Below are 24,337 nucleotides of genomic sequence, written 5' to 3'. Positions count from 1 at the left end.
CAAACACGCCACAATTGATGCTAATGGCACGCTTTTTAGCCAATTTGCCCACTAAAGCGTACAGTTATGTAAAAGTTCAGAAAAATCAGGCCAATCCCTGCCAGAATAAGAGAAACCGAATATACCCGTCATACTTCAAGTTGCTTGGGTGTTGGCTGCGTGACTCGGCCCATATTGGGCCTCACCCCTTCGGGGCCGCTGCAAGCAGCGTTCAAATCTGCTTAGCAGATTTGTCACTCACCCCAGTCACTTACCTGAGTAAGCTCCTGGGGATGATGAGCCTCTTCTAGGCTCACCCTACGGGCTAGCGCAAGCGCTGTTCAAATCAGTCTTTGACTGATTTGTCATTCAGTTGCCGCCTACAAGCAACTCGAATTATTTTGGGTATAAACTCACTACAGGGTCATTTTAGGTACAGCGTTGCATTGAGCCACTCTCGCTGGTTGGCTGAAAACGTAAACATGTTTGCGGGTTAACGCTATTTCAATGGGTTAAACGAACATACTGGCGACGTCATGATGAAAAAAACTTACTCCACCTCTCTTCAAAAATTGGCCCTCGGTGTAGGCGTCATACTGCTCATTACCCGCAGCGTACAAGCGGCAGAAGCACCAGAAATACCGCAAGTGGATGCTAAAGCCTATGTGCTGATGGACTATAACAGTGGCAAGATCCTGGCAGAAGGCAACCCTGATACCCGCCTTGACCCGGCCAGCTTGACTAAAATCATGTCCAGCTATGTGATCGGCCAGGCGATAAAAGCGGGCAAAATCAAGCCGGACGATCTGGTCACCGTGGGGAAAGATGCCTGGGCAACCGGTAACCCGGTGCTGCGCGGCTCCTCACTGATGTTTATCAAGCCGGGCGATCAGGTGCCAGTGTTGGAACTGAATAAAGGGATCGTTATTCAGTCTGGCAATGATGCCAGTATCGCGCTGGCGGATTTTGTGGCGGGTAGCCAGGATTCGTTCGTTGGGGTGATGAATAACTATGCTAAATCTCTTGGCTTGCAGAATACCAATTTCCTGACGGTGCACGGCTTGGATGCCGAAGGGCAATACAGCACCGCGCGCGATATGGCGCTGCTGAGCCAGGCGCTGATCCGAGACGTGCCGGACGAATATGCGCTGCATAAAGAGAAAGAGTTCACGTTTAACAAAATCCGCCAGATCAACCGTAACCGTTTGTTGTGGAGCACCAATCTGAACGTGGACGGTATCAAGACCGGCTACACCAGCGGTGCCGGGCATAATCTGGTGGCCTCCGCGACCGAGGGCCCCATGCGCCTGATTTCGGTTGTGCTGGGGGCACCGAGCGATCGCGTGCGTTTCAGCGAGAGCGAGAAACTGCTGACCTGGGGGTTCCGCTTCTATGAAACCGCGATCCCGATCAAGGCCGACAAAGCCTTTGTCACGCAGAAAGTCTGGTTTGGTGACGTGGGTGAAGTGCCGCTGGGGGTGGCCAAAGACGCGGCCGTAACCATCCCGAAAGGGCAGATGAAGAATCTGAAGGCCAGTTATCAGCTCAACCAGCCGACCTTGGAAGCGCCGTTGGCGAAAAATCAGGTTGTCGGCACCGTCAATTTCCTGCTGGACGGCAAAACCATTGAGCAGCATCCGCTGGTGGTGATGCAGGAGGTGAAACAGGGCAACTTCTTAAGCCGCATGTGGGACTTTGTGATGATGAAACTGAGCCAGTGGTTTGGTGGCATCTTCGGCTGAAGATAAGCGGGGCCACTTGAGCGGCCCCAAATCAGATCAATGACATGCCACTACTTTGATTGCCAGGCCGCCTTGCGAGGTTTCGCGGTACTTGGCGTTCATGTCTTTGCCTGTTTCATACATGGTTTCGATCACCTTATCCAGGCACACGCGCGGCTCGCTGGTGCGGCGCAGTGCCATGCGCGCGGCATTGACGGCTTTCACCGCAGAAATGGCGTTACGCTCGATGCAAGGCACCTGCACCTGGCCAGCCAGCGGATCGCAGGTCAGCCCCAGATGGTGTTCCATAGCGATTTCTGCGGCAATGCACACCTGTGCCGGGCTGCCCCCCATCAGTTCTGCCAATCCGGCCGCCGCCATGGAGCAGGCGACGCCCACTTCCCCTTGGCAACCGACTTCAGCGCCGGAGATCGACGCATTCATCTTGTACAGCGTGCCGATCACTCCGGAGGCCAGGAAGAAACGGCTGTAAGAGTTGGTATTGACCGGGCGGATAAACTGATCGTAATACGCCAGTACCGCCGGAATGATGCCGCAGGCGCCGTTGGTTGGTGCGGTTACCACGCGGCCACCGGCGGCGTTTTCTTCGTTTACGGCAAAGGCGAACATATTGATCCAATCCACCACGTTCATCGGATCAATATTGTTCTTGTCACCGGTCACCAGAATACGCCGCAGAGCGGCCGCGCGGCGCTGAACCTTCATCGGGCCGGGCAGCAGGCCTTCGGTATTCATCCCGCGTTCAATGCCGGTGCGCATCACCTGCCACACGTCAGCGAAGTGCGCCTCGATTTCCGTTTTACTGCGCAGTGCCAATTCGTTCTGCATCACCAACCCGGAAAGCGAAAGCCCGGTTTCCTTACAATGTTGCTGCAACTCTTGCGCGGAGCGGTAAGGGTAGGGGATGGGGGCGGCATTGTTGGCGGGTTGGCCGAAATGTTCTTCATCAACGATAAAACCACCGCCGATAGAGTAGTAGGTTTTGCTGTGTAGCCGTTGCTCACCGGCGTAGGCGCTGATGCGCATACCGTTTTCATGCAGCGGCAAATTGTTACTGTGGAAGTTCATGCCGCCTTGACGCGGGAAATCGACCTCGTGCGCGCCGTTGGCTAACAGCAAACGGCCACGCTGCTCCACGTCGCGGATAAAGCCGGTAATGCTGTCGATATCCACGTCATGCGGCAGATTCCCCGCCAGGCCCATGATTATGGCGATATCAGTATGGTGCCCTTTACCGGTGAGCGACAACGAGCCATAAACGTCGACCACCACGCGGGTGGTGTCGTGCAGTTGCCCTTGGGCGATCAAGTCATCGGTAAACTGTTTGCCAGCCTTCATCGGGCCGACGGTATGGGAGCTCGATGGGCCGATACCGATTTTGAAAATATCGAAAACGCTGATCATTGTCTTAACCTTCTTTTTCAGGTTACAGGCATGGATACCAGGAAGGGGGAGGGTGAAAAGCCGGCGCCATGCAGCGCCGGCTGAGCGTGGTTAGCCGAACAGGGTGTACAAAATGGCGGAAATGGCAATCAGCCCCATCACGACCACGAATACGTTGCTGATATGCCCACTGTACTTGCGCATGGCCGGAACCTTACGGATGGCATACATCGGCATCAGGAACAGCAGCATGGCGATGATCGGGCCACCGAGGTTCTCGATCATGCCCAAAATGCTCGGGTTCAATGTCGCAACGATCCAGGTGGTCACCAGCATAAAGATCGCCGTGATGCGGTTCAGCTTATTGCTGCTGATGGTTTTGCCGCGGCTCTTCATGGATTTGGAGATCATGCCGTTAAAGCCTTCACGGGCACCCAGATAGTGGCCCAGGAAAGATTTGGTGATGGCGATAAACGCGATGACCGGGGCGATATAGGCGATCATCGGGTTGTTAAAGTGGTTGGCCAGATAAGACAGAATCGAGATATTCTGCGCTTTGGCTTCGGCCAGATCGGCCGGAGAGAGGCTCAACACGCAGCTGAAGACGAAGAACATTACCGTCAGAACCATCATGATGTGAGCATAAGCCAGAATGCGTGAGCATTTTTTCTCGGCGCCTGCGCCATATTCTTCACGCTTTGCCACCGCGAAAGCGGAGATGATCGGTGAGTGGTTAAAGGAGAACACCATTACCGGGATCGCCAGCCACAGGGTGATCACCAGACCGTGGCCCAAACCGCTGCCGGAACCGGCGAGAGAAAGGTTCTCGAAGATGGCACCGGTCCAATTAGGGATCAGATACAGCGCCAGCATCATCAGCACGCCGACAAACGGGAACACCAGAATACTCATGGTTTTCACGATGGCTTGCTCACCGAAACGCACGATGGTCATCAGCCCGACGATCAGGATCAGGGACAGAATCGCGCGCGGCGGTGACACCAGCCCCAACTGGTGGGTAATAAAACTGTCAACGGTATTGGTGATCGCCACGCTGTAGACCAGCAGGATAGGGTAGATCGCAAAGAAATAGAGCAGGGTGATCAGCTTACCGGCGCTGATGCCAAAGTGCTCCTCTACCACCTCGGTGATGTCTTCACCGGGATTTTTACCGGAAAGAACGAAACGGCACAGGCCACGGTGGGCAAAAAACGTCATCGGAAAGGCGATGATCGCCATAATAATCAGGGGAATCAAACCACCGATACCGGCGTTAATGGGCAGAAACAGTACGCCTGCGCCGATGGCGGTGCCATACAGGCCCAACATCCACATGGTGTCAGATTTGCGCCAGGTCGTGCTGGAAGCCGAGGCCGCAGAGGCAATAGTGCCGGTCTGTGTAGTGTCCATAAATATCTCCGAAGTGAACACGTTAATTTGAAATTAAAGGCAAATTTTCAGGATAGAGCTGCCCGGCGAAATATCAGATTTCGTCAGAGATCAGCATTAGGTATTACTTGCGGGGTGATATGACGCCCCCTGGTTGTTTATTATGCTAATTACCGTTTGCGATGGTTGCCGGATAACTAACCCAATGACTTTCTGCTGTTAAATAGCTAAAAGCCGCAACTTCTGCCGGAAGATCTTTGCCTGCCGATTTTTGTTGGCGGCAAGATAACGATTTACAGCATAAGCAACCGTGATCTCACTCTCAAATGCGTCATTTGTGCGTTATTTTGCTTTTTTTATGAATTTTCGTGCATATGTTGCGCAGATGTAAGAGATCTCATGCTGAAACCGATTTCATTTATTCTGCACTGAAGGTTCAGGCTTGGTGATGTTTGGCCAGATAAAAAACTGCCTGATTGCTTATACTTGGTAATATATTTCAATACGGCGTTTTGATTTGGCTTAAACCCCTTTTCATTGTGATTGATGTTTATCTATTGCAAATTAAAAGAGATTAACGATTTGTTTATAAAGGAATTAAAGCGAGTGCTGGCGGATCTGGTGAAGCAATAAATAGAGCTGTGCAACAAAAAAATGCATATTTTCTTATCATATAAATAAAGGAAATTGCCGATATTTTACGCAGGAAGGTGAAATGGCTATTAGGCTTTAAATCGTATTATTGGTAATGAACATAGAGTGTCATATTTTTATTCAGAGTGAACTTGGCTTAATTTTCAGCAATTTTATTCCGTAAAAATAATAACCTAGGCAAGCTGTTGCAATTCATTAACCTGAAATTATGGGGTAATAAGTTATTTAACGTGTTTGATTGCCGGTATTTTGTACAAATTATTGCGGGTTAATTGCCGTCCCATCGCGATCGTCACGCATCAAGAGCTTCGATACTGACCAAGCGCCGATTTTTCCACTTTGCGGCAATTAGGGGATATTTGTGATCTTAATCACTAATTGTGGTGAGTTTATCGAATGATTTCTTCTGAATTTGGATGTTAAGGGAATGTAGTCTCGTAGATGGCTGTAAAACACTGTGTTAGGATAATTTGCCGCTATTTCAGGCACTGACTATAACTCTAAAAGGATGCCCCTATGCTTTTAAATAATCGAAAGATTTTTGTCGCTGTTGCAGCAACCCTGTTCGCAGTAAGCAGCTATGCAGCTACGCCGAAATCAGTGGCTATCGTATCGATCGTTGATCATCCGGCGTTGGATGCGACGCGTGACGGCGTCATTGATGAATTAAAGGCCGCAGGTTATGACAAGGATAAGGTCAAGATTCAATTTCAGAGTGCGCAAGGGAATATGGCTACCGCCGGGCAGATTGCACGTAAGTTTATCGGTGACAAACCCGATGCCATAGTGGCGATCTCAACCCCGGCGGCTCAGTCGGTGATCGCTGCCACCAAAACCATTCCGGTGGTGTTTACTACGGTAACCGATCCGGTGGCGGCCAAGCTGGTTAAGAGCTGGGAGCCAAGCGGCACCAACGTGACCGGCGTTTCTGACAGCGTCGCTATCGGCCCGCAGGTAGACCTGATTCTAAAGGTGAAGCCAGATGCCAAACGCGTTGGCATGGTATTCAGCCCGGGTGAGGTCAACTCGACGGTGGTGGTGAAAGAGCTGAAAGATGAGTTAACCAAACGCGGTATGACCCTGGTTGAAGCACCGGCGGCGCGTACCGTTGACGTGACCCCGGCGGCGAAAAGCCTGGTGGGTAAAGTTGATGTCATCTACACCAATACCGATAACAACGTGATCTCCACCTACGAATCGTTGGTCGCTGTAGCGAATCAGGCTAAAATCCCGCTGATCGCTGGCGACAACAGCGTTGCCAAACGCGGTGCTGCTGCTGCGCTGGGCATGAGCTATTACGATCTTGGGCGGCAAACCGGTAAAATCGTCGTGCGCCTGTTAGAGGGTGAGCAGCCGGGCACTATCGCGCCAGAGGTGGGTAATAAGCTCAGCCTGAGCGTGAACCCAGCCGCCGCGAACAAGCAGGGCGTGACACTGCCAGCGGAACTGGTGCAGTCAGCACAAGAAGTTATCAAGTAACGCTTTGCGGCGCATAGTTTTTTTAATCTAGGGAATGGCCTGCCAGTTCTGGTGGGCCAAGGTTTTTTATGAGGTTTGCATGTCGTTAATTTCCCTTATGGGGGCTTTGGAGATCGGCCTGATCTTTGCGCTGGTGGCGCTTGGGGTGTTGATTTCTTTTCGTTTGCTTAACTTTCCTGATCTGACGGCGGATGGCAGCTTCCCTCTGGGGGGCGCTGTTGCGGCGATCATGATCGTCAGCGGTTACAACCCTTGGCTAGCCTGTGGGCTGGCTGCTCTCGCCGGGGCTGGTGCCGGTTGTCTGACCGCCTGGCTGCATGTGCGGCTCGGCATTCTGCAACTGTTGGCCAGTATTCTGGTGATGATCGCCCTGTATTCCATCAATCTGCGTATTATGGGTGCCCCTAATCTGGCTCTGATTGGGTTGCCCAGCGTCTTTACTCCGTTTATCAGCCAGATTGAAGATAATTCCTGGTTGATTCAGCCGCTGCTGCTGCTGGTCATAGTGGTGTTGGTCAAGCTGGCGCTGGATGCGTTTTTGACCTCCGAAGTCGGCCTGGCGCTGCGTGCAACCGGCGCGAATCCCCGTATGGCGCGCGCGCAGGGTATTGCCACCAATCGGCTGACGGTGATCGGCATGGCGCTTTCTAATGCGTTGATTGCGCTGGCCGGCGCGCTGTATGTGCAAACTCAGGGCGGTGCCGATATCTCCATGGGGATTGGGACCATCGTCGTCGGGCTGGCGGCGGTGATCATTGGTGAAACACTGTTACCCGCGCGCAGCCTTTATCTGATCACTTTGGCGACCTTGCTGGGGGCATTGGTTTACCGCCTGATGATTGCGCTGGCGCTGAATGCCGACTTTATCGGCCTGCAGGCGCAGGATCTGAATCTGATTACCGCTGTATTGGTGACGCTGGCACTGATTTTGCCGAAGTTGAAACAAAAATTGAAAAGTAAGCAAGGAAGGCGGCCATCATGATGCGTGCCGAGCAGCTGTTTAAAACCTTTAATCCCGGCACTCCGCTGGAAAACCCGGTATTGCGTGGTCTGTCTCTGAGCATTGAAGCCGGTCAGTTTGTCACGGTGATTGGCAGCAACGGTGCGGGGAAGTCTACGCTGCTGAATGCGATCAGCGGTGATATTACCCCCGATCGCGGTCAGTTGTTTATTGGCGATCAGGACGTGACTACCATGCCAGCCTGGCGCCGTGCTGGCATGGTGGCTCGGGTATTTCAGGATCCGCTGGCGGGCACCTGTGAAGGGTTGAGCATTGAAGAGAACCTGGCGCTGGCGCTACAACGTGGCCAAGCCCGTGGGTTTCAGCGTGCGGTTAAAAACCAACAGCGTGCGCTGTTCCGTGACAAGCTGGCGACGCTGGAACTGGGCTTGGAGAATCGTTTAGGCGATCACATGGGGTTACTTTCCGGTGGGCAGCGGCAGGCGGTCAGCCTGTTGATGGCCTCGCTGCAACCTTCGCGCCTGCTGTTGCTGGATGAGCATACGGCAGCGCTCGATCCTAAAACCGCTGCCTTTGTGTTGGCGCTAACCGATCGTATTGTCGCCGAACAGCAACTGACGGTGCTGATGGTGACACACTCGATGCGGCAGGCGCTGGATCATGGGCATCGCACGGTGATGCTGCACCAGGGGCGCGTGGTGCTGGACGTTAGCGGTCAGCAGCGGGCCAACATGCAGGTGACCGATCTGCTGGAGATGTTCGAAAAAACGCGCGGCGAAAAGCTGGATGATGATGGGTTGCTGTTGAGTTAATCCAGTCATATCCGCCAAGCTGCAACTAATTAGACGTTGATAACCATGCAAACGCTGATTCCGCTTCGCTTACTGGAAGTTAATTCCTCGTTAATCTGGCATTGGCCACATTTGCAGGAAGTGATTGCCGTTATGAAGCGGGATCGTTTTAACGGCCTGGTTGTCCATCAGCAGGATCTACTCGCTCTGCTGGTGTTACCCTCTCCTTATTGCCTGCATGGCCGTGACAACCTGCTGCGTGAACGGCAGGAACGCCTGTTATATCTGCAGCGTTTATACCGTTATTGCAATCTCGCCGGTATCGGCGTTTGGCTTCAGGGAGAGGCATTCCCTCATGGCGGAAAATTACAGGAAAAGTACCCTGAATATGCACTGATAGAAAACAGCAGTGCGGACGAACTGTTCTGGAAAAATTTCTATCAGCAGGCGTTGGTTGAAACATTACAACATTTGCCCGGTATCGACGGGGTGATTGTCAATCTGCCGCGGCATCAGGCCTATCGCGCCAACTGGTCGTCCACGCTTCCCTACCTTTATCAGACACTGCGCAGCCAAGGGAAGAAAATGGTGCTGCGCGATTATATTGATGATGATGCAGCACCATGGCAATTGATTAATGCGTTACAGGTGCTGCCGCCGGATGTGCGAGTGTCATTGAAAGCGGTAGCTAACGGGTACCGCCCTGGATTTGCCAACAACCCATTGCTCACCGAGTTGGCAGGCCGCATCAAGTGGATTGAGTTTGACATGTGGGGCTTGGAGTATGGATGGACCCTGCTGCCTTGTTATCTGTTAGACGAAATTCAGGGGCGGCTCAGTTGGGGCGAGAACGCGGCAGGCGATCGCCTGGAGGCCATCACTGGCAGGCTCAGTTGGGAATGGATTTCTAATAGTTCGCTGATTAACTCGGTTAATTCGGTCAACCTGCACGGGTTGGCGATGTTTGGCCGTGAAATGTGTCTGTCAGAAAAACAGGCGTTTCACTGTTGGCTGACTGATATGCTGGACCATAAAGTGGACGTGGCCGAACTGAACGCGTTCCATCAGCTCTATACCAGCAGCTATGAATGGATGAGGAAAACCCCTTATATATTGGGCCATGTTTTGCATCACTATAGCCAGGTGCCGGAAAGTTATGCTCAGGCGGTGCAACTGCTGCAACTGCATGCGCGTCATACCGAGGGATACCTGGCAGCATCGTCGCTTTTTCCCAACGATAGCCCTGATACTGGTCGTGAACAGTACCAGCAATTGCTGCTAGAGAAGCAACGGGCACTTTTTTTGGCACAAAGCTCCCGCAGTCAGTTGCACCATATTTTACAATGCGTTGATATTAAAGAGGACAAGGGCGCTCTTTTCAAGCGGGTCTGGGATCGGGTTGCCTATTACACCGACATGTTCGATGCCGTGGCGAAAGGGGTGGCTATGAAGTTGATGCTTGAACGCTATGGTAGCCAAGGGGAGATATCCTCCTTCGAGCTGTCGCGGCAGATCGCGCAGTTGCGGCAGGTGGCGCAGCGTATTGAGGAGTGGCTGGACAAGGAGGAACAGCAGCAGCCCCACTATCTGGCGATGCTATTTGATCCCGCCAGGCTGATGAACCTGGCGGATAGCCTGTCTCAGGATTAGTCCGATAACGACTCGGCCTGCTTCAGCTGTTGATAGAAATCCCGCAGGATGTAAAAAGCCGCTTTGCGGGTGTGCTTATCGGCCGCGATCAATCCTTTGCAGTTAAACCCCTGTTGGTAAGGGTTCTGTCGTCTTTCTGAGCGGTAGTCGTACAGCAACCATGGCGTGAAGCCGCGCACGTAGCCGAGCTTGGGCAGATAGGCGGTTTGTTTGCGATAGACTTCAGCCATGTAGTGTTCAGAAAACGGGCCCGACTGTGGCGCGTGTTCGCCCAGAACCCCTTCGGCCCCGGTTTCGGTAATCACTACCGGTTTGGTAGGCGATGAGTTTTCCCCCAACGCGATCAGATCCTCAAAGTTCTCTTCATACCAGCCGTAATATTCATTCAGACCGATAATGTCGAGATGGTCTGCCAGCCGATCTTCAATCTTCATTTTGGCGTGGTTAACCAGGCAGGCCGCTGAAATCAACCGGCTGGGATCGGCCTGCCGCGCGGCCTTAACCAGCGTGGTCATAAAATGCAAGCGTTCATCGGTGTCGGCGTTCTCATTACCCACCGACCAGATAATGACGCTGGCGCGGTTGCGGTCACGCATAATCAGCTCCATCAGCTGGTTATGCGCATCGCGCTGCGTGGCAGGGTTATTGAAATCGATAGCCCAATAGTTCGGGATCTCTTCCCACAGTAATAGGCCCACTTCATCGGCAATACGTGCGGCCATTTCGTGATGCGGATAGTGCGCCAGGCGCAGGTAATTACAGTTCAGCGCCTTGGCATCGCGAAAGCGGCGGCGAATATCGGCTTCACTGGCCATTTTCCCCAGCAGCAGATCGTCTTCATGGCAGTTAACTCCTCGCAGGTAGAGCGAGCGGCCATTCAGGCGAATATCGGTGCCTACCACCTCTATCTGCCGGAAACCCACGCGATCGCTCACCCAATCTCGCCCCAGTGATGCCATAACCTGGTAAAGCTTGGGTTGCTCGGGCGACCAAAGCACTGGTTGCACGCAGAAGGTAGCTTCTGCGACCCCTTCAACCACCGGTAAGCTTTGGCTGATACCCAACTCAGTTAAAGTAAAATTAACCTCAGTTGCCGGGCCTTCAACGGCGATTCTGACCGCAATGCGGTTGTAACCGCCGTCAGGAACCAGATAGACAAAAAGATCGCGGATATAACTGGCGGGTGTGCGGATTAAATCGATTTCACGATAAATTCCGCCATAGTTAAACCAGTCATTGTTGCGCAGCGGCAGTCTGTCGGTGGTGCGGTTATTATTTACGCACAGCATCAGGATATTATTACCCGGTTGCAGTTGCGGGGTTAACTCTGCGCAGAAAGGCGTTGAACCACCATAGTGATTACCAATAAAGCGATGGTTGAGAAAGACCTTGCAGTCGTAGTTGGCAGCGCCAACGCGCAAGAAAACGCGTTCATCTTCGTCGCGCTCTATATAATCAATTTCACGCGTATACCAGGCGCTGCCTTCAAAATAAAACCACTTGTCTTTTATCATCTGCCAGCAACTGGGGACAGGAATGGTTTGCCCGGCGAACGGATCATAGTCGTAGGGATCTCGGCGTGTTTCTGCGTCGCGCTGTTGCAGCAGAAACCATTTTTGTCTTAACCCGGTATCGTGCAGATCCAGGGTAAAGCGCCATTCGCCACCGAGGCTTTCCCGCTCTCGGCCACCGGAGAACAGCAGGTTGCGGTAATTAAGATTCTGCAGGTTATAGGGGCGATCGTATTGTTCGTTGTGCAGGCATTCAACAGCATTGTCAGCCAGGTCAGACTTTTCCAGCATGGTATTTCCCTTCTACGATAAAGTATTGCTGAAGAATAACCGGTAGAGCTTTAGGGCTGTGGAGTCTAAGGCGGCGAGCAGGAAACAAGGCATGATGAAAAAATAGAATTGTGATGAACATCTTAATTCAACCAGGTTAGAGAGTGATGTTGCTCACGAATTTATTTTAATTCGCGTGATCTTTATCACAATAACGTCCGATAACAGCGAAGTTGCTCACAAAAAATAACCCGGTGCCTTTTGAACTCTCAATTCTATTTCGTGCCCGTCTGCATTTTTGCCGTGCCCCCATAGACTGGAATGGCGTGTTTTTAGGCTGTTTCTATCTGGCACTGGAGGGTAATACGATGAGTGAATTACGCAGCGAACTCAGTGAACAGGCGGTAAAGTCGGGGGTTAGCATGAGCCGCTACCGATGGACCGTGTGCGCATTATTGTTCTTTTCTGTCACCATTAATAATCTTGACCGTTCTATTTTGGGGTTACTCGCCCCAATGTTACAAAAAGATATTGGCTGGAGTGAAATTGAGTACGGCAATATTGTCACCGCGTTTCAGGCCGCCTATGCCCTGGGCTTATTTATCTGTGGCCGGATCGTCGATCTGTACGGGGCTCGCCTGGTGTTACCGATCGCCCTGGCGATCTGGAGCCTGGCGGCAATGGCCCATGGCGCAGCCAGTACGGTCGTGGGATTTATTTACGCCCGTATCTTTCTTGGGTTGGGGGAAAGCGCCAACTTCCCTTCAGCGGTCAAGGTAGCGGCGGAATGGTTTCCTAAACGTGAGCGTGCTTTCGCTACCGGGATTTTTAACTCAGGCTCTAACATCGGCAACATTTTCGCACCGATTATCATCCCTTGGATTGCGCTGCAGTGGGGGTGGCGTGAAGCCTTTATTGTCACAGGTGCTGTAGGGTTTGTCTGGATTGCTTTCTGGCTATTTTTATACGGCAAGCCGGGCAAAATAAAAAAAGTCAATCAGGAGGAGTTAGCCTGGATCAATCAGGACGATACCCCTGAATCTGCTGAACAGACAGCGCAAAAAGTCAGTTGGTTAGGATTGTTAAAGCATCGCCAGACCTGGGCTTTTGCGCTGTGCAAATTTCTGACCGATCCCATCTTCTGGTTTTTCCTCTTCTGGTTGCCAAAGTGGCTGCATGATGCCCGCGGTATTGATATGGCACACATGGCAATGCCGCTGGTATTAATCAATATTCTGGCCACCTTAGGTGGGTTGGGAGGAGGGTATCTTCCTGCATGGCTGGTCAATCGCGGCGTGGCGGTCAATAAGGCACGTAAATTCACGCTGCTGCTGTGCGCCATGTGTGTTTTACCTATTCTGCTGGTTTCTAACGTCTCTAATCTTTGGCTGGCGGTAGCGCTGATCGGTATTGCGGTTGCCGCTCATCAAGGATGGTCGGTGAATCTCTACACCAGCGTATCGGATATGTTTCCTAAACAGGCCGTAGGCGCAGTGGTCGGTATTGGCTGCTTAATTGGCTCCATCGGTTCTATTATTTTTGCGCAGGCCACGGGGCATATATTACAGGCCACCGGAAGCTACTGGTCTATTTTCCTGATGGGCGGTTTTGCCTATCTGCTTGGCTTCCTCATTATGCACTTCTTAATCCCCAATATGTCTGCGGCAAAACTTAACGATTAAAAGGAAATAAGATGAAATTGACCGATAGCCTGTTGCAGGAGCGTATTCTGGCGGCTAAAAACCAGAGTTTGCGTTGGTTGAATAGCATGCAGTTGCCTGATGGCGTGCCCGGCGTATTACGCGTTAGCGAATATCATCAGCCAGAATACTGGCCGCAGATGTTACTTTCTGGCACTTATGACGGAACCCTGGCCCGGGTGCTGCTGGGCGATCATATTGAGGAGAAAAAGCGGCTGGCAGACTGGATTTTAAGCCATCAGCAGGAAGACGGCTATTTCCTGTTGCCGGGGTTACGTTGGGAGGACACCTGGAAGCGCCCCGATATTGAAGCGACCCGCCAATATATGCGCTTTCATGCCACCAACTATTGTATGGGGGCATTAGAGGTTTTAGAGCAATTAGATCGCATAGAGCTGCCTTTTCTAACCCCGTTCCTTGATCCGCAATATTTCTGGGCGTGGTTAGGCCAGCGCGACATGCGCGACCCTTGGCTGGAAGGGAATAATATCGTGAACCTGGGCAGCTTCCTGCTGCTTGAGCAGCAGAGAAACCCAACTGGCGCAGCCGCTCAGCGTCTGCAGGATATGATTTTCTGGCATAACCAGCAAAGTGAACCTTATTCAGGTTTCTGGGGGCCTGGCCAGCAGTTTAGCCAAGAGGCGCTGCTGTTTGCGCTCTGTGGGGCAACGCATAATCTTCATGTTTTTTATGCGTTGGATGAAGAGATCCCTTATTTCAACCAGTCGATGAGTCGTTGCCTAGAGCAGCCGATCGCGATTCGCAGCGCCTGTATTGATGTCGATATTATCGATATTCTGGCTCACGGCGCTGCCCGCTGCCCGCATCGGCGCGATGAGATCGAATTCTGGCTGCGTGGCATGTTGGTAAAACTGCTGGATTTCCAGAATCCGGACGGCGGCTTCCCCGACACGCTGCTCGGTGAGCGCGGTTATGACGGTTGGGTGAAGGGGTATAAAGAGCCACAGGGTTACAGCAACACCTTCGCCACCTGGTTTCGCTGGATTGCGATCGCGATGATTTCCGAGGTGTTATGGCCACAATGGCAGACCTGGCGTTTTCGTAACACAATAGGCATTGGCTATTTCAAGCCGGGGATAGGGCAAATTCAGCCCTGAATTGCGGATTAAACGTGAATGGCGATCGCCTGCTCGCTGAAGAATGCGGTGAACTCAGGTTCCGGCGGGCGATCGCTAATGATTCGGTCAAATTGCGTCAACGGGCCAATGCAGGCCGGTTTGATTTGGCCAAACTTGCTATGATCCACCACCAGAATCTTTTGCTGCGCCATGCGCATCGCCTTGTGCTTCATTTCCAGCTCATCAAAGTTGAAGCAGGTCGCACCCTGTTGCAGGGTAACGCCTGCGGCAGAGATAAAGGCGATATCGGGGCAGATGCGATCGAGTTCATTATGCTGGCCAACGGCGGTGAATATGCAGTTGTTCGGTTTGAACTCGCCACCACACAGGATCACCTTGCAGTTGGCTTTATGCTGTAACGCCAGAAAGGTGTTGAGTGAATGGCACACCGCGGTGAAGGCCAGTTCGTCAGCAATGGCGTCAATGATGGCTGGCGTGGTGGTGCCACAGTCAAAAAATACCGTGTGGTTTTGCTGGATCAACGCGGCGGCCAACAGGCCGATGCGGCGTTTCTCGGCTACCTGCTTGGCTTGCTGATCGGAAACAAAGTAATGGGTCACGCTGTTGCTGCGTGGCTCGGCCACCACGTAACCCCCGAGCAAAACCACGGCGGCCGGTTGCGCATTGAGATCGCGGCGGATGGTCATCTCCGAGACGCCTAACAGCGCGGCGGCGTCTTTCAGATGGATCTTGTCCGTGCGCTTTAAGGCTTGAACGAGCTGGTTGATACGCTCTGCACGCCGTGTGTCCATATAATTGCTCTCATTGCTATAGCGGATGGCATTCAACGCAGCGATGCGGGCTAGCGCTGTGCTCCCCCGCATCGCAAACCGTGTCGATATTCAGTAGCTGCCCGCTGCTGCGCTATCGCCTGAAACAATAGCCACACCTGAACTGGTACCGATGCGCGTAGCACCCGCGGCGATCATTTTCCCAGCGGTGGCACGATCGCGCACGGCTCCAGAGGCTTTTACCCCCATCTCACTCCCAACCGTGGCTCGCATCAGTTTGACGTGTTCTTCGCGTGCTCCGCCAGTGCTGAAGCCCGTTGAGGTTTTAACGAAGGCGACGTCGAGTTCGCGACACATTTCACAAACCTGCACGATCTGTGCGTCGCTGAGCAGGCAGGTTTCCAATATCACCTTCAACGGAATTGCCGCACAAACTTCGCGTACCGCAGCGATATCAGCTTTTACTTCATCCAGCAGACCACTTTTCAGCCAACCGACGTTGATCACCATATCGATTTCCTGAGCGCCCGCTGCGATAGCTGCTTTGGCTTCAAATGCTTTAGCGACGGTCAGGCCAGCACCCAGCGGGAAGCCGATCACTGAGCAGACTTTGACTTCGCTTTCCTGCAGCAGGTGCGCCACCAGTGGAACATAACCGGAGTTTACGCATACCGCATAAAAATTATGCTGTTGGGCTTCTTCACACAGTTTGGCAATTTGGCTTTCGGTGGCATCCATCGCCAGCAGGGTATGGTCGATGTAGCGGGCATAATCAATCTGTTCGGTGGTCATGGTGATCCCTCTGAGGTGGTTAAAATAACGTGTAATGTGACTATTCTAACATTTAGGGTTGCGCCTTGATAGCGGCCATTGCGGGGAGGTCTCAGAATAAAAGCTCATTTACCGATGAAAATGTTATTTAACTAACAATTTGCGCTTGGTAATCCTCAGGATGAAACCAGAGACGAGATTGGCAATTGCGGGAGGAAAGACCGAGAGCGACAGGGGCATGTGCCCCCGTCGGCGGGAATTACTCTTTCACCCACCCTTTGCGGATTGGGAAAGCAAACAGGAAGTGATACAGACGCGTCAGTTGGCGCGCGATCGCCTCACCAAACAGGTTCCAGAGCAGTTGTGCAAACAGGCAACCGACAAGGCCGACCAGGAAGCCACCCAACATATCCAGCGGCCAATGCACGCCAAGGAATACGCGTGACCAGGCGATGGCTACTGCCACAGCCAGCAACAGCAGACCAGACCAGGTGCGGTGCCAGAACAGGAAAGCTAGCGCGAAAGTGAAAATGGCGGTGCCGTGATTGCTAGGAAAGGAACTGTTTGGCGCGTGTGCCAGAAAGGTATAGCCAACATCCACCGCAAATGGCCGCTCGTGTGGCAGCAACATACCAATAGCGGCAGAGGCACTCATGGCAAATAACAGAGCAATTGTCGCTTTGGCCACCACTTCACGCTGTGAGTTCAATTGCTGCTGTTGCCCCCAGAACCATAAACCGATAATCAATAACGGTATGATGGCAATCAGATCCCGCGCAATAAAAGTAGCGAGATCGATCAGCCATTCCGGGCTGGCTGGCGTCGCATTGATCCAGGCGAAAAGCAGATAGTTTAATTGCTCCATCATATATTACCTCGTCTTACGGCTTAAATAACCGCTAACCCACCAATAAACAGCCAGTTGGCCGAACCAAACCCACCACCCGGCCCACAGGTTATGGGAAAGAAAATGTGCCCCACGCATGATCTGACCAAAACCCATCAGCATGCCGCAGGTGATGCCGCCCAACCAGCACCAGTAAGCCAGGCGCGGGCGTTGCGGATAAAACAGAAAAAACAGCGCCATCAGAGCAAAACCGCTGGAGGCATGGCCTCCGGGGAAGCAGCGGCCCGGGCCTGGCAATGCGGGCGTGGGGCCAAACAGCGGGAACGACATCGCATTACCGCCGTATTCCAGCAGGTCCCATGGGCAGGAATGTGCACTGACCGCTTTCAATATGCCAACGACCAGGGGCCCGACGCCAATCAATAGCATCGTGACGATCAGGCGCGTATTGCGGCGATAAATGCCGTAAAAAAGCGCCAGCACAGTGCTGGTGATAACAGCGATCTTCAGCAAACGATGGTTGATCAGATCCAGCCAGTAGTTGTTCTGCCAAGGAAAGCGCTGGCTTGCGGCGTCATACCAGTAATTACTGATTGCCCAATCCAACTGTTCATTGCGCGACAGCCAGATAAATAACAGCCCAGCCGTGAGCAAGCCCAAAACCTGCCAACGGTAAAAGGATGTTGGCAGAGTGTAAAGAACATCGGTCTTAATTTGCATGGCTGTTGAGGATTGATTTAATGAAGGTTCTGAAGGAGGCGACGAGTTCACGTGATGGCTCATTTGCGGTAATGAATAACAATACTGTAATTATTCCGTCTTAAGAAAACCTTAATGGGTTGTGTGGTGAGAGCCGGGCAAAAATGGGAGAACATCTGGATTTAACCTATAATCAATTTTTATACATTGTGCTAACGTACCCCGATATCATCAGATGAATCATAGGGATAAAAAAATGAATAAGTTTTCCTTCGTCTTTACCAGCCTGCTGATGGCAGCTTCGACCAGCGCCGTTGCCGCATCAATGGCCGTTGAAAATGGCGATCTTAGCCAGCAACCGCTAGAAAAAGTCGCACCATTCCCAAAAGCAGAGAAGGGGATGAGCCGCCAGGTCATTTATTTGCCTAAACAGGAAAATGAAGAGAACTTCAAAGTAGAGTTGCTGATCGGTAAAACGCTGGAAGTGGACTGTAACCGACATATGATGGGCGGCAATTTAGAAAGCAGAACGCTGGCCGGTTGGGGCTATGACTACTTTGTACTGGCTAAGCTCTCGGCACCGGCATCCACCATGATGGCCTGCCCGGATGGCGGCAAACGGCCAGAGTTCGTCGCGGCTAATTTGGGAGATGCTGCGATGCAGCGTTATAACAGCAGGCTACCGATCGTGGTTTATGTCCCGAAAGACGTTGAAGTCCGTTATCGCATCTGGTCCGCTAGCGAGACTATCGGGCGGGCGGTGGTGAAATAAACCTCAGGCGTTTGCTCAGTATTAAATCAGCCTGTCGGTTTCGATGGGCTGATTTTTTTGCTGAGCAATAGAGCGTTAGTGGGGGAGTCTGCATCGTTGCGATTAACGCTAAATTATAGAACTTCGAGAAGCTGAAACTCTTCAAACACCAGTTCCATATTTTCAGCGAAGGTGCCTTCACGTTCGAAAAAGGCCTGATGCTCGGTTCTCCAATATTCCAGGCTTAAGTCGCCTTCACCTTCTTTTCTGGCTTGTTCTTCACTCACCTCGGAAAATCGCACAAGACGGAGAGCGAGAGTTCTAATCACGCAAACCGGTTGACCTTCTCCGCTCAGAATGATGCTGTAGCCACCGACTGAAGGGGAAACTTCTTCCTGCTCAAAGGCGTGCAGAGAACCACAGGTTGCCGTTTTTCCCCCTTGCATGACCAAGGCCACAAGTTCATCGGCAAGTTCCGGTGAGTCGCCAAATGCCCAGGAGATAGCGTTTGGGTATTTTTCCGTTAAGCGATCAATCATAGCCTGTGCTGACATTTGAGGATCCTTTTATATTTATTAATTTATAACGTATTTTTATAAATCCACCAACAGTTGCGCACCGCCCTGACTGAGTCACTGCCCTGGCTGCAACGCCACCCGGAGGACCTGCGCCTGTTTACCGACAGCGAGCGCATTGCGTCCACGTTGGCAAACTCACTTTCGTTTGAATACCAGTTTCGGCTGAACCTGCTGATTACGGATTACACCGGGGACATGGATTTTATCATCGTGCCCATCCTGGCGTGGTTGTGTGAGCACCAGCCGGACATTATGGCAACCGAAGAAAAGCGGCGCACCGGTTACACTTTCGAAGCTGATATCAACAACGACGGTTCGTTTGATATCAGCATTAATCTGCAACTGACTGAGCGGGTGATAGTGAAAGAACAGGCTGGGGCACTGCTCGTTGACCACCTGCCGGAACCGCCGTTGCCGGAGAACGTCACCCGCCCGATGCAGCTCTATGTCCACGGTGAGTTAGTGAGTAGATGGCATAAATGAGCTGAAACCCTTTGACACCCGGCTGGCGGGGTTGATTAGCAAATTGTCGCCACAATCGCGCAAGGCATTGGCCGTGACCATTGCCAAGCGCCTGCGCGCCAGTCAGCAGCAGAATATCAAGCGCCAACAGGCCCCGGACGGCACGCCTTATGCGCCACGCAAGGCCACACTGAGAAACAAGAAAGGCCACATCAAGCGGGCGATGTTCACTAAGCTGCGCACCGCCCGCTATATGAAAGCCAGTGGCAGCAGCGATGCCGCCGTGGTGGAGTTTGTCGGGCGGGTGAAGCGCATGGCCGAGGTGCATCATTATGGCCTGCGGGATCGGCCTTCTGTGCGTAGTCCTGAAGTGAAGTATGAGGAAAGGCCGTTGCTAAGGATTGGCTATAAGGACATTGCAATGATAGAGAATATTATTCTTAATTATCAACTCTAAATAGTTACACCTGCCAATTTTGGCTCATAACTCGTGATAAATGGAACGGCATTATATGAGTGCGTTCCATTCATCATAATATCTTGAGTATTATGAGAAGAAATTTTACCTATTCTTAGCACAAGGAATTGCATGGATACGCAGTACAACAACGAACTGACTCCTGATGTGTTAGCCACTTTCAATGATCCTAACTCGTCATACCTGTAGTTAAAATATTCAGAACAGCTACGGTTGGCAGTCGTACCCGTCAGGGGGGGCGAAATTAGGGCTGTTACCTATGAGTTCAGGTGGGCTGCAGGATACGCCGTAGCGCGTGTTGGGGATGAGGTAATCTATCCAGATGGTTCAACGGCACGCATTATTTCAGGCGCAGGTTTTGCTCATATGATCGAAGGGCTGCCAGTTGCTCTTGTGGGGAGTGAACTTGATAATGGCGATGAAATTATCAGTACTCCGCAGGGTTCGCAGATGCATTGTTACCGTGAAACTGACCAACTTCCAGAGGGTTTCATGGTTCGGATGTGGGGAATGAAGTAATGGCGAAAGGCTATTATCTGGTGTGCGGGGATAAAACGACCTGCGGTGGTATTATCACCGAAGGCGATATTACTGAAACGATATTCAGGAAAGCGACAGCCCGTGAAAGTGACCGCGTGACCTGTGGTGTACATCCAGGGATGTACGTCATTGTGGGACACGTTGGTAACGATAGTCTTCGGGGACGTAAGTATGCTGGTTCGCTGGATAGCTTTAGCAGTTGCCCGTGTAAAGCGCGCTTTATTCCGTCGATGCTGACGCATAGTTATGAGCTGAGTTCAGTCACTGCTAGTTCGGCCTCGGATACTACGGTCTCCTCGCCGGAATCACAGCAGTACGGACAGTCGGCTAAAAAAGTGAAACAAGAAAGCCTAGTTATTGGAACATGTAGACCTGAAGATAACCCATTGTTGAATGGGGTCTACATATGGACAGAGACTACAGGTGCTGGGCACTCTTTTGTTTCTGTTCACGAGAATAACACTATTTATCTTTACACCTATGGACGCTACGGGCGAACAGGGCCAGCTGATTTGACGGGTGATGGTATCCTCAATTTTTTAAAAGATGAGGACGCAAGAGGTTATTATCGTTTTGAGCTATATCGTTTGGGCGCTCGGGTTTTTCAGATCGATGATGCAAATTTGAAGCAAACGCGAGATTTCTTTGAAAAACTATGGAGCTCAGGAAAGCCAGCGATACAAACCCCTGAAATGAAAGAAATAACGAAGAGAAGAGGACGTACTATCGATAAGTATGATGTAACAGGTAACAACTGTACAACTCGATCTATAGAGGGTATTAAGGCTGCTGGCTCAAAAATGTTTGAAATCAGCCATGTTCCAATCACGACAAAGCTCCCGATAATTAAGGGCGAAGAAGACTTTACCGTTCCTATATCATTGCAGCGATACCTCATCGCTAAAAGTTCTGATCTCTCTTCAATGTATATTGTAGAGGTAACAAAAAAATTTAAAGAGCAATATCCCAACATTGACAACCTGAGTCTATTAGACCCGTCTATGGGAACACAAATTCAAGAGGTCGCAGCAGGAGGTGCAGCTATGGGGAATTCTTTATCTCCTTATTCAGGTGGAACTTTTGGTGGTTCTTTAGGTGGTTCTTATGACATTGATAAATAAAAAAAAGTTTATACTCCGTTGGAGTTTGATTGGCGTTGTTTCGCTTGGTTACTTTCTTGGGTTGGCGGTAGCATCACTTTCATTTTCCGCTTTCTACGAGAATCAAAGCATGCAACTTTCTGGGCCAATACCTCTAAATGAATATTTCCAGGCAATTGATTCAGTTGTAAAAGCTACTGACAATGTTCTTAAAGCTGCCATTTTTGGCTTTTTGATTTGTGTTTCGTTAATTTTAATTATATTCAAGAAAGTAAGATGATAACCTAGGTTAGCAAACATACGGTGAGGGTGCTATAGCTGGTTATTTTTTTCTTGTTAGTTACTTATTCAGAATCATTATCATCTTGTTGCATCAAGAAATTGCTGATGGCAAGAAGGCTACAAAATAAAAAGGATCCTCTTGCGATCCTTTTATTCTGCACCCTCAGTGTCAGCATAGTTGTCTATCCAGCGCCAGATCGTTACCCCTGGAAAAATTGATACTGTGCCGCCACATCCAACCAGGGAAAACCAGGGAACGCTGTGGATCTGAAAGAAGCCTGCGAAAGCAGGTTTTTTTTCGCCCATAAAAAATGCGCCGCCATTTCGTCGCCATCAGGTAATTCATTGCATTGTAAGTGATTGTTTTAAATGGCACTAAAATTCAGGCAACAAAAAACCCGCTAGTCTTGAACCTAAAACGGCGGGACTAACGGGCTCCACAAATTGGGGACATCAAAGAAAAGCAGTGGCACTAATTCAGACTGTCGGCAACTTGAAAAGTTCTGGCTGTCGATAAAAAAATCAAAAATATTTTGCCTCTGAATTATTCCTTTTGCTGATAGGTCATCCCCATATTCCTGGCCATATCACGACAATGAGTGAACCTGCCAATGTTAACAAGACGTTAGCGATAGCGTAGGTGCCGGCATACCCCAGCGCAGGGATATTGCTACGTGCGGTATCACTGATGATCTCCATCGCCGGAGCACAGGTTCGCGCACCCATGATGGCACCGAATAGCAGAGCACGGTTCATCCGTAACACGTAAGCACCAAACAGGAAGCAGATGATTACCGGCACCAGGCTGACGATCAAGCCAGCGATCAGCATCTGGCCGCCCACCGCCCCCAGGCTGTTACCAATGCCTGCGCCAGCACTCAGGCCAACGCCCGCCATAAATACCATCAGGCCAAACTCTTTCACCATGTTGAGCGCACCCTGTGGGATATAGCCGAACGTGGGATGGTTGGCACGCAGGAAGCCAAGCATGATACCAGACATCAATAGACCGGCGGCGTTACCGATACCGAATGAGAAGTTGCTGAACTGAATGGTGATCTGCCCAATCAGCAAGCCGATAATAAAGAAGGCGCAGAATGCCAACAGATCGGTGACCTGGCTGTGAATGGAGATAAAGCCAATTTTCTCTGCCACGCTTTTCACCCGGCGCGCATCGCCGCTGACCTGCAATACGTCACCTTTATTCAGCACAATGCTGTCATCAATCGGCATTTCAATCTGGCTACGGATCACGCGGTTCAGGAAGCAGCCATGATCGGTCAGTTTCAACTGGCTCAGGCGTTTGCCTACGGCATTGCTGTTTTTAACCACAATCTCTTCGGTCACGATGCGCATATCCAGCAGATCGCGGTCGAACACTTCTTTACCGTTACGGAAGCTGGGATCAAGGCGTGCATGGGCATCGGGGTAGCCCACCAGCGAGATTTCGTCCCCGACCTGCAGTACGGCATCGCCGTCTGGGTTGGCCAGAATACCGTTGCGGCGAATGCGCTCAATGTAGCAGCCAGTTTGCCGGTAAATGCCAAGCTCACGCAGATTCTTGCCGTCTGCCCAGGCAACCAGTTCCTGACCCACGCGATAAGCACGGATCACCGGCAGGTAGACTTTACGCTGGCTGTCGGTATCCAGGCCGCGCTCGCGGGCAATCTGCTGGGCGGAGGTTGGCAGATCCTGATGCTGCAATTTTGGCAGGTAGCGTGCACCAAAAATCAGGCTCACCAGGCCGATCAGGTAAGTCAGGGCATAACCCAGGCTCAGATGATCCTGGGCCGCCAGCAAGGCCGGGCCATTGGTAATGGTATTACGCAGCGTATCGCCAGCTCCTACCAACACGGGGGTAGAGGTCATGGAACCGGCGAGCATCCCCGCAGTCAGGCCGATATCCCAATGGAACAGTTTGCCAAGGCCGATGGCGATCACCATCGCCGAGCCGACCATGACCAACGCCAGCATGAAGTAGTTTTTGCCGTCGCGGAAAAAAATCGAAAAAAAGTTCGGGCCAGCTTCAACGCCAACGCAAAAAATAAATAGCATAAAACCGAGATTCAACGCTTCGGTGTTAATAGCGAAATGTTGCTGGCCGAGGAGCAGTGATACCACTAAAACACCAATAGAATTACCGAGTTGAATTGAACCCAGGCGGAGTTTTCCGAGGCAGAGCCCCAGGGCGAGTACCACAAACAGTAACAGGATGTAGTTACCGTTTAACAAACTAGCGACGTTTATGTTCACGTAGGATAACTTATTGTTTACCAGTAAATTCTTGATGTATAAAACTATAAGATATAAATTTATCCATAGAATATATGGATAAAAACTTATAGAAACAGCTAGCCAACGGAAGGCAATTAAACCGTCGCTCAGCGGCGCTTATTCTAGTCGCTCTGGTGCGCGACAGCCAGCATAAAGCTGCCCAAGTGCTCCATCGA

Annotated in this window: 22 protein-coding genes; 13 read left to right on the top strand and 9 right to left on the bottom strand. The window is 51.4% G+C overall.

Annotation, left to right across the window (positions count from 1 at the left end; genetic code table 11):
* Window positions 1–515 precede the first annotated feature (515 nt).
* Window positions 516–1,721 (top strand): serine hydrolase, encoded by a 1,206-nt coding sequence (locus BMI79_RS11760; RefSeq protein ID WP_076942321.1) that lies wholly within the window; start codon window positions 516–518, stop codon window positions 1,719–1,721.
* Window positions 1,722–1,757: 36 nt separating this feature from the next.
* Here BMI79_RS11760 and BMI79_RS11755 read toward each other — a convergent pair whose 3' ends face one another.
* The gene (locus BMI79_RS11755; protein ID WP_076942320.1) at window positions 1,758–3,125 is read right to left on the bottom strand and encodes an L-serine ammonia-lyase; all 1,368 of its coding nucleotides are present in this window, start codon (window positions 3,123–3,125) and stop codon (window positions 1,758–1,760) included.
* Window positions 3,126–3,215: 90 nt separating this feature from the next.
* Window positions 3,216–4,514: an HAAAP family serine/threonine permease gene (locus BMI79_RS11750; RefSeq protein WP_076942319.1), complete on the bottom strand. Its 1,299-nt coding sequence runs from the start codon at window positions 4,512–4,514 to the stop codon at window positions 3,216–3,218.
* Between the two features lie 1,149 nt (window positions 4,515–5,663).
* Between BMI79_RS11750 and BMI79_RS11745 the strand changes: the two genes are divergently transcribed.
* The 4 genes from BMI79_RS11745 to BMI79_RS11730 all read left to right on the top strand — a co-directional run bounded on the left by BMI79_RS11745 (window position 5,664) and on the right by BMI79_RS11730 (window position 10,028).
* The gene (locus tag BMI79_RS11745; protein WP_076942318.1) at window positions 5,664–6,626 is read left to right on the top strand and encodes an ABC transporter substrate-binding protein; all 963 of its coding nucleotides are present in this window, start codon (window positions 5,664–5,666) and stop codon (window positions 6,624–6,626) included.
* Window positions 6,627–6,705: 79 nt separating this feature from the next.
* On the top strand, window positions 6,706–7,608 hold the full coding sequence (locus tag BMI79_RS11740; RefSeq protein WP_076942377.1) for an ABC transporter permease: 903 nt from the start codon (window positions 6,706–6,708) through the stop codon (window positions 7,606–7,608).
* The gene (locus BMI79_RS11735; RefSeq protein WP_076942317.1) at window positions 7,605–8,399 is read left to right on the top strand and encodes an ABC transporter ATP-binding protein; all 795 of its coding nucleotides are present in this window, start codon (window positions 7,605–7,607) and stop codon (window positions 8,397–8,399) included. Before BMI79_RS11740 ends, BMI79_RS11735 begins: the two co-directional genes overlap by 4 nt.
* Before the next feature lie 45 nt (window positions 8,400–8,444).
* Window positions 8,445–10,028 carry a hypothetical protein gene (locus BMI79_RS11730; protein ID WP_076942316.1) on the top strand — a complete coding sequence of 528 codons (1,584 nt, stop codon included), beginning with the start codon at window positions 8,445–8,447 and terminating at the stop codon, window positions 10,026–10,028.
* On the opposite strand, the gene BMI79_RS11725 is transcribed toward BMI79_RS11730, so the two are convergent.
* Window positions 10,025–11,830, bottom strand: coding sequence for a glycoside hydrolase family 2 protein (locus tag BMI79_RS11725; protein WP_076942315.1), 1,806 nt, complete (start codon window positions 11,828–11,830; stop codon window positions 10,025–10,027). The two genes, BMI79_RS11730 and BMI79_RS11725, sit on opposite strands and share 4 nt — an antisense overlap.
* Before the next feature lie 347 nt (window positions 11,831–12,177).
* Between BMI79_RS11725 and BMI79_RS11720 the strand changes: the two genes are divergently transcribed.
* On the top strand, window positions 12,178–13,491 hold the full coding sequence (locus BMI79_RS11720) for an MFS transporter (protein ID WP_083704429.1): 1,314 nt from the start codon (window positions 12,178–12,180) through the stop codon (window positions 13,489–13,491).
* 11 nt (window positions 13,492–13,502) lie between these two features.
* On the top strand, window positions 13,503–14,627 hold the full coding sequence (locus tag BMI79_RS11715; protein ID WP_076942313.1) for a prenyltransferase/squalene oxidase repeat-containing protein: 1,125 nt from the start codon (window positions 13,503–13,505) through the stop codon (window positions 14,625–14,627).
* A gap of 8 nt (window positions 14,628–14,635) precedes the next feature.
* Here BMI79_RS11715 and deoR read toward each other — a convergent pair whose 3' ends face one another.
* The 4 genes from deoR to BMI79_RS11695 form a co-directional block, all read right to left on the bottom strand.
* Window positions 14,636–15,400, bottom strand: a complete 765-nt coding sequence (gene deoR, locus BMI79_RS11710) for a DNA-binding transcriptional repressor DeoR (protein ID WP_076942376.1) — start codon at window positions 15,398–15,400, stop codon at window positions 14,636–14,638.
* Window positions 15,401–15,490: 90 nt separating this feature from the next.
* On the bottom strand, window positions 15,491–16,171 hold the full coding sequence (gene deoC, locus BMI79_RS11705) for a deoxyribose-phosphate aldolase (protein ID WP_076942312.1): 681 nt from the start codon (window positions 16,169–16,171) through the stop codon (window positions 15,491–15,493).
* A gap of 238 nt (window positions 16,172–16,409) precedes the next feature.
* A complete protein-coding gene (gene ybjG, locus BMI79_RS11700; RefSeq protein ID WP_076942311.1) occupies window positions 16,410–17,015 on the bottom strand; it encodes an undecaprenyl-diphosphate phosphatase in 606 nt (201 codons plus the stop codon).
* A 6-nt stretch (window positions 17,016–17,021) separates the two neighbouring features.
* Complete coding sequence (locus BMI79_RS11695; protein ID WP_076942310.1) at window positions 17,022–17,780, bottom strand: phosphatase PAP2 family protein; 759 nt, start codon at window positions 17,778–17,780, stop codon at window positions 17,022–17,024.
* Between the two features lie 172 nt (window positions 17,781–17,952).
* Here BMI79_RS11695 and eco point away from each other — a divergent pair, with 172 nt between their 5' ends.
* Entirely contained in the window at window positions 17,953–18,468 is a 516-nt protein-coding gene (eco, locus tag BMI79_RS11690; RefSeq protein WP_076942309.1) for a serine protease inhibitor ecotin, read from the top strand.
* Between the two features lie 113 nt (window positions 18,469–18,581).
* On the opposite strand, the gene BMI79_RS11685 is transcribed toward eco, so the two are convergent.
* Window positions 18,582–19,001 carry an ASCH domain-containing protein gene (locus BMI79_RS11685; protein WP_425272351.1) on the bottom strand — a complete coding sequence of 140 codons (420 nt, stop codon included), beginning with the start codon at window positions 18,999–19,001 and terminating at the stop codon, window positions 18,582–18,584.
* Between the two features lie 57 nt (window positions 19,002–19,058).
* Between BMI79_RS11685 and BMI79_RS11680 the strand changes: the two genes are divergently transcribed.
* From BMI79_RS11680 to BMI79_RS11660, 5 genes are all read left to right on the top strand, one after another.
* Window positions 19,059–19,508 (top strand): phage tail protein, encoded by a 450-nt coding sequence (locus BMI79_RS11680; RefSeq protein ID WP_425272350.1) that lies wholly within the window; start codon window positions 19,059–19,061, stop codon window positions 19,506–19,508.
* Window positions 19,501–19,944: a phage virion morphogenesis protein gene (locus tag BMI79_RS11675; protein WP_076942307.1), complete on the top strand. Its 444-nt coding sequence runs from the start codon at window positions 19,501–19,503 to the stop codon at window positions 19,942–19,944. Before BMI79_RS11680 ends, BMI79_RS11675 begins: the two co-directional genes overlap by 8 nt.
* A gap of 234 nt (window positions 19,945–20,178) precedes the next feature.
* Window positions 20,179–20,484, top strand: coding sequence for a PAAR domain-containing protein (locus tag BMI79_RS11670; protein ID WP_095996123.1), 306 nt, complete (start codon window positions 20,179–20,181; stop codon window positions 20,482–20,484).
* Window positions 20,484–21,626 carry a PAAR domain-containing protein gene (locus BMI79_RS11665; protein ID WP_076942306.1) on the top strand — a complete coding sequence of 381 codons (1,143 nt, stop codon included), beginning with the start codon at window positions 20,484–20,486 and terminating at the stop codon, window positions 21,624–21,626. Before BMI79_RS11670 ends, BMI79_RS11665 begins: the two co-directional genes overlap by 1 nt.
* Window positions 21,610–21,885, top strand: coding sequence for a hypothetical protein (locus BMI79_RS11660; RefSeq protein ID WP_076942305.1), 276 nt, complete (start codon window positions 21,610–21,612; stop codon window positions 21,883–21,885). Before BMI79_RS11665 ends, BMI79_RS11660 begins: the two co-directional genes overlap by 17 nt.
* Before the next feature lie 566 nt (window positions 21,886–22,451).
* Here BMI79_RS11660 and BMI79_RS11655 read toward each other — a convergent pair.
* Entirely contained in the window at window positions 22,452–24,140 is a 1,689-nt protein-coding gene (locus tag BMI79_RS11655; RefSeq protein WP_076942304.1) for an aspartate:alanine antiporter, read from the bottom strand.
* Between the last annotated feature and the right edge of the window lie 197 nt (window positions 24,141–24,337).

The organism is Serratia oryzae (assembly GCF_001976145.1).
Classification (GTDB): domain Bacteria; phylum Pseudomonadota; class Gammaproteobacteria; order Enterobacterales; family Enterobacteriaceae; genus Chania; species Chania oryzae.
The sequence above is the reverse complement of the archived record's forward strand: the minus strand, read 5'-3'. Positions and strand labels throughout refer to the sequence as shown.

What these genes read in the sequence shown, in the direction of transcription:
- BMI79_RS11720 (WP_083704429.1), top strand. Translation starts at nt 12,178, where the DNA reads ATGAGTGAATTACGCAGCGAACTCAGTGAACAGGCGGTAAAGTCGGGG.
- BMI79_RS11755 (WP_076942320.1), bottom strand. Translation starts at nt 3,125, where the DNA reads ATGATCAGCGTTTTCGATATTTTCAAAATCGGTATCGGCCCATCGAGC.
- BMI79_RS11745 (WP_076942318.1), top strand. Translation starts at nt 5,664, where the DNA reads ATGCTTTTAAATAATCGAAAGATTTTTGTCGCTGTTGCAGCAACCCTG.
- eco (WP_076942309.1), top strand. Translation starts at nt 17,953, where the DNA reads ATGAATAAGTTTTCCTTCGTCTTTACCAGCCTGCTGATGGCAGCTTCG.
- BMI79_RS11695 (WP_076942310.1), bottom strand. Translation starts at nt 17,780, where the DNA reads ATGAGCCATCACGTGAACTCGTCGCCTCCTTCAGAACCTTCATTAAAT.
- BMI79_RS11730 (WP_076942316.1), top strand. Translation starts at nt 8,445, where the DNA reads ATGCAAACGCTGATTCCGCTTCGCTTACTGGAAGTTAATTCCTCGTTA.
- BMI79_RS11725 (WP_076942315.1), bottom strand. Translation starts at nt 11,830, where the DNA reads ATGCTGGAAAAGTCTGACCTGGCTGACAATGCTGTTGAATGCCTGCAC.
- BMI79_RS11750 (WP_076942319.1), bottom strand. Translation starts at nt 4,514, where the DNA reads ATGGACACTACACAGACCGGCACTATTGCCTCTGCGGCCTCGGCTTCC.
- ybjG (WP_076942311.1), bottom strand. Translation starts at nt 17,015, where the DNA reads ATGGAGCAATTAAACTATCTGCTTTTCGCCTGGATCAATGCGACGCCA.
- BMI79_RS11665 (WP_076942306.1), top strand. Translation starts at nt 20,484, where the DNA reads ATGGCGAAAGGCTATTATCTGGTGTGCGGGGATAAAACGACCTGCGGT.
- BMI79_RS11760 (WP_076942321.1), top strand. Translation starts at nt 516, where the DNA reads ATGATGAAAAAAACTTACTCCACCTCTCTTCAAAAATTGGCCCTCGGT.
- deoR (WP_076942376.1), bottom strand. Translation starts at nt 15,400, where the DNA reads ATGGACACACGGCGTGCAGAGCGTATCAACCAGCTCGTTCAAGCCTTA.
- BMI79_RS11740 (WP_076942377.1), top strand. Translation starts at nt 6,706, where the DNA reads ATGTCGTTAATTTCCCTTATGGGGGCTTTGGAGATCGGCCTGATCTTT.
- BMI79_RS11715 (WP_076942313.1), top strand. Translation starts at nt 13,503, where the DNA reads ATGAAATTGACCGATAGCCTGTTGCAGGAGCGTATTCTGGCGGCTAAA.
- BMI79_RS11685 (WP_425272351.1), bottom strand. Translation starts at nt 19,001, where the DNA reads ATGTCAGCACAGGCTATGATTGATCGCTTAACGGAAAAATACCCAAAC.
- deoC (WP_076942312.1), bottom strand. Translation starts at nt 16,171, where the DNA reads ATGACCACCGAACAGATTGATTATGCCCGCTACATCGACCATACCCTG.
- BMI79_RS11660 (WP_076942305.1), top strand. Translation starts at nt 21,610, where the DNA reads ATGACATTGATAAATAAAAAAAAGTTTATACTCCGTTGGAGTTTGATT.
- BMI79_RS11735 (WP_076942317.1), top strand. Translation starts at nt 7,605, where the DNA reads ATGATGCGTGCCGAGCAGCTGTTTAAAACCTTTAATCCCGGCACTCCG.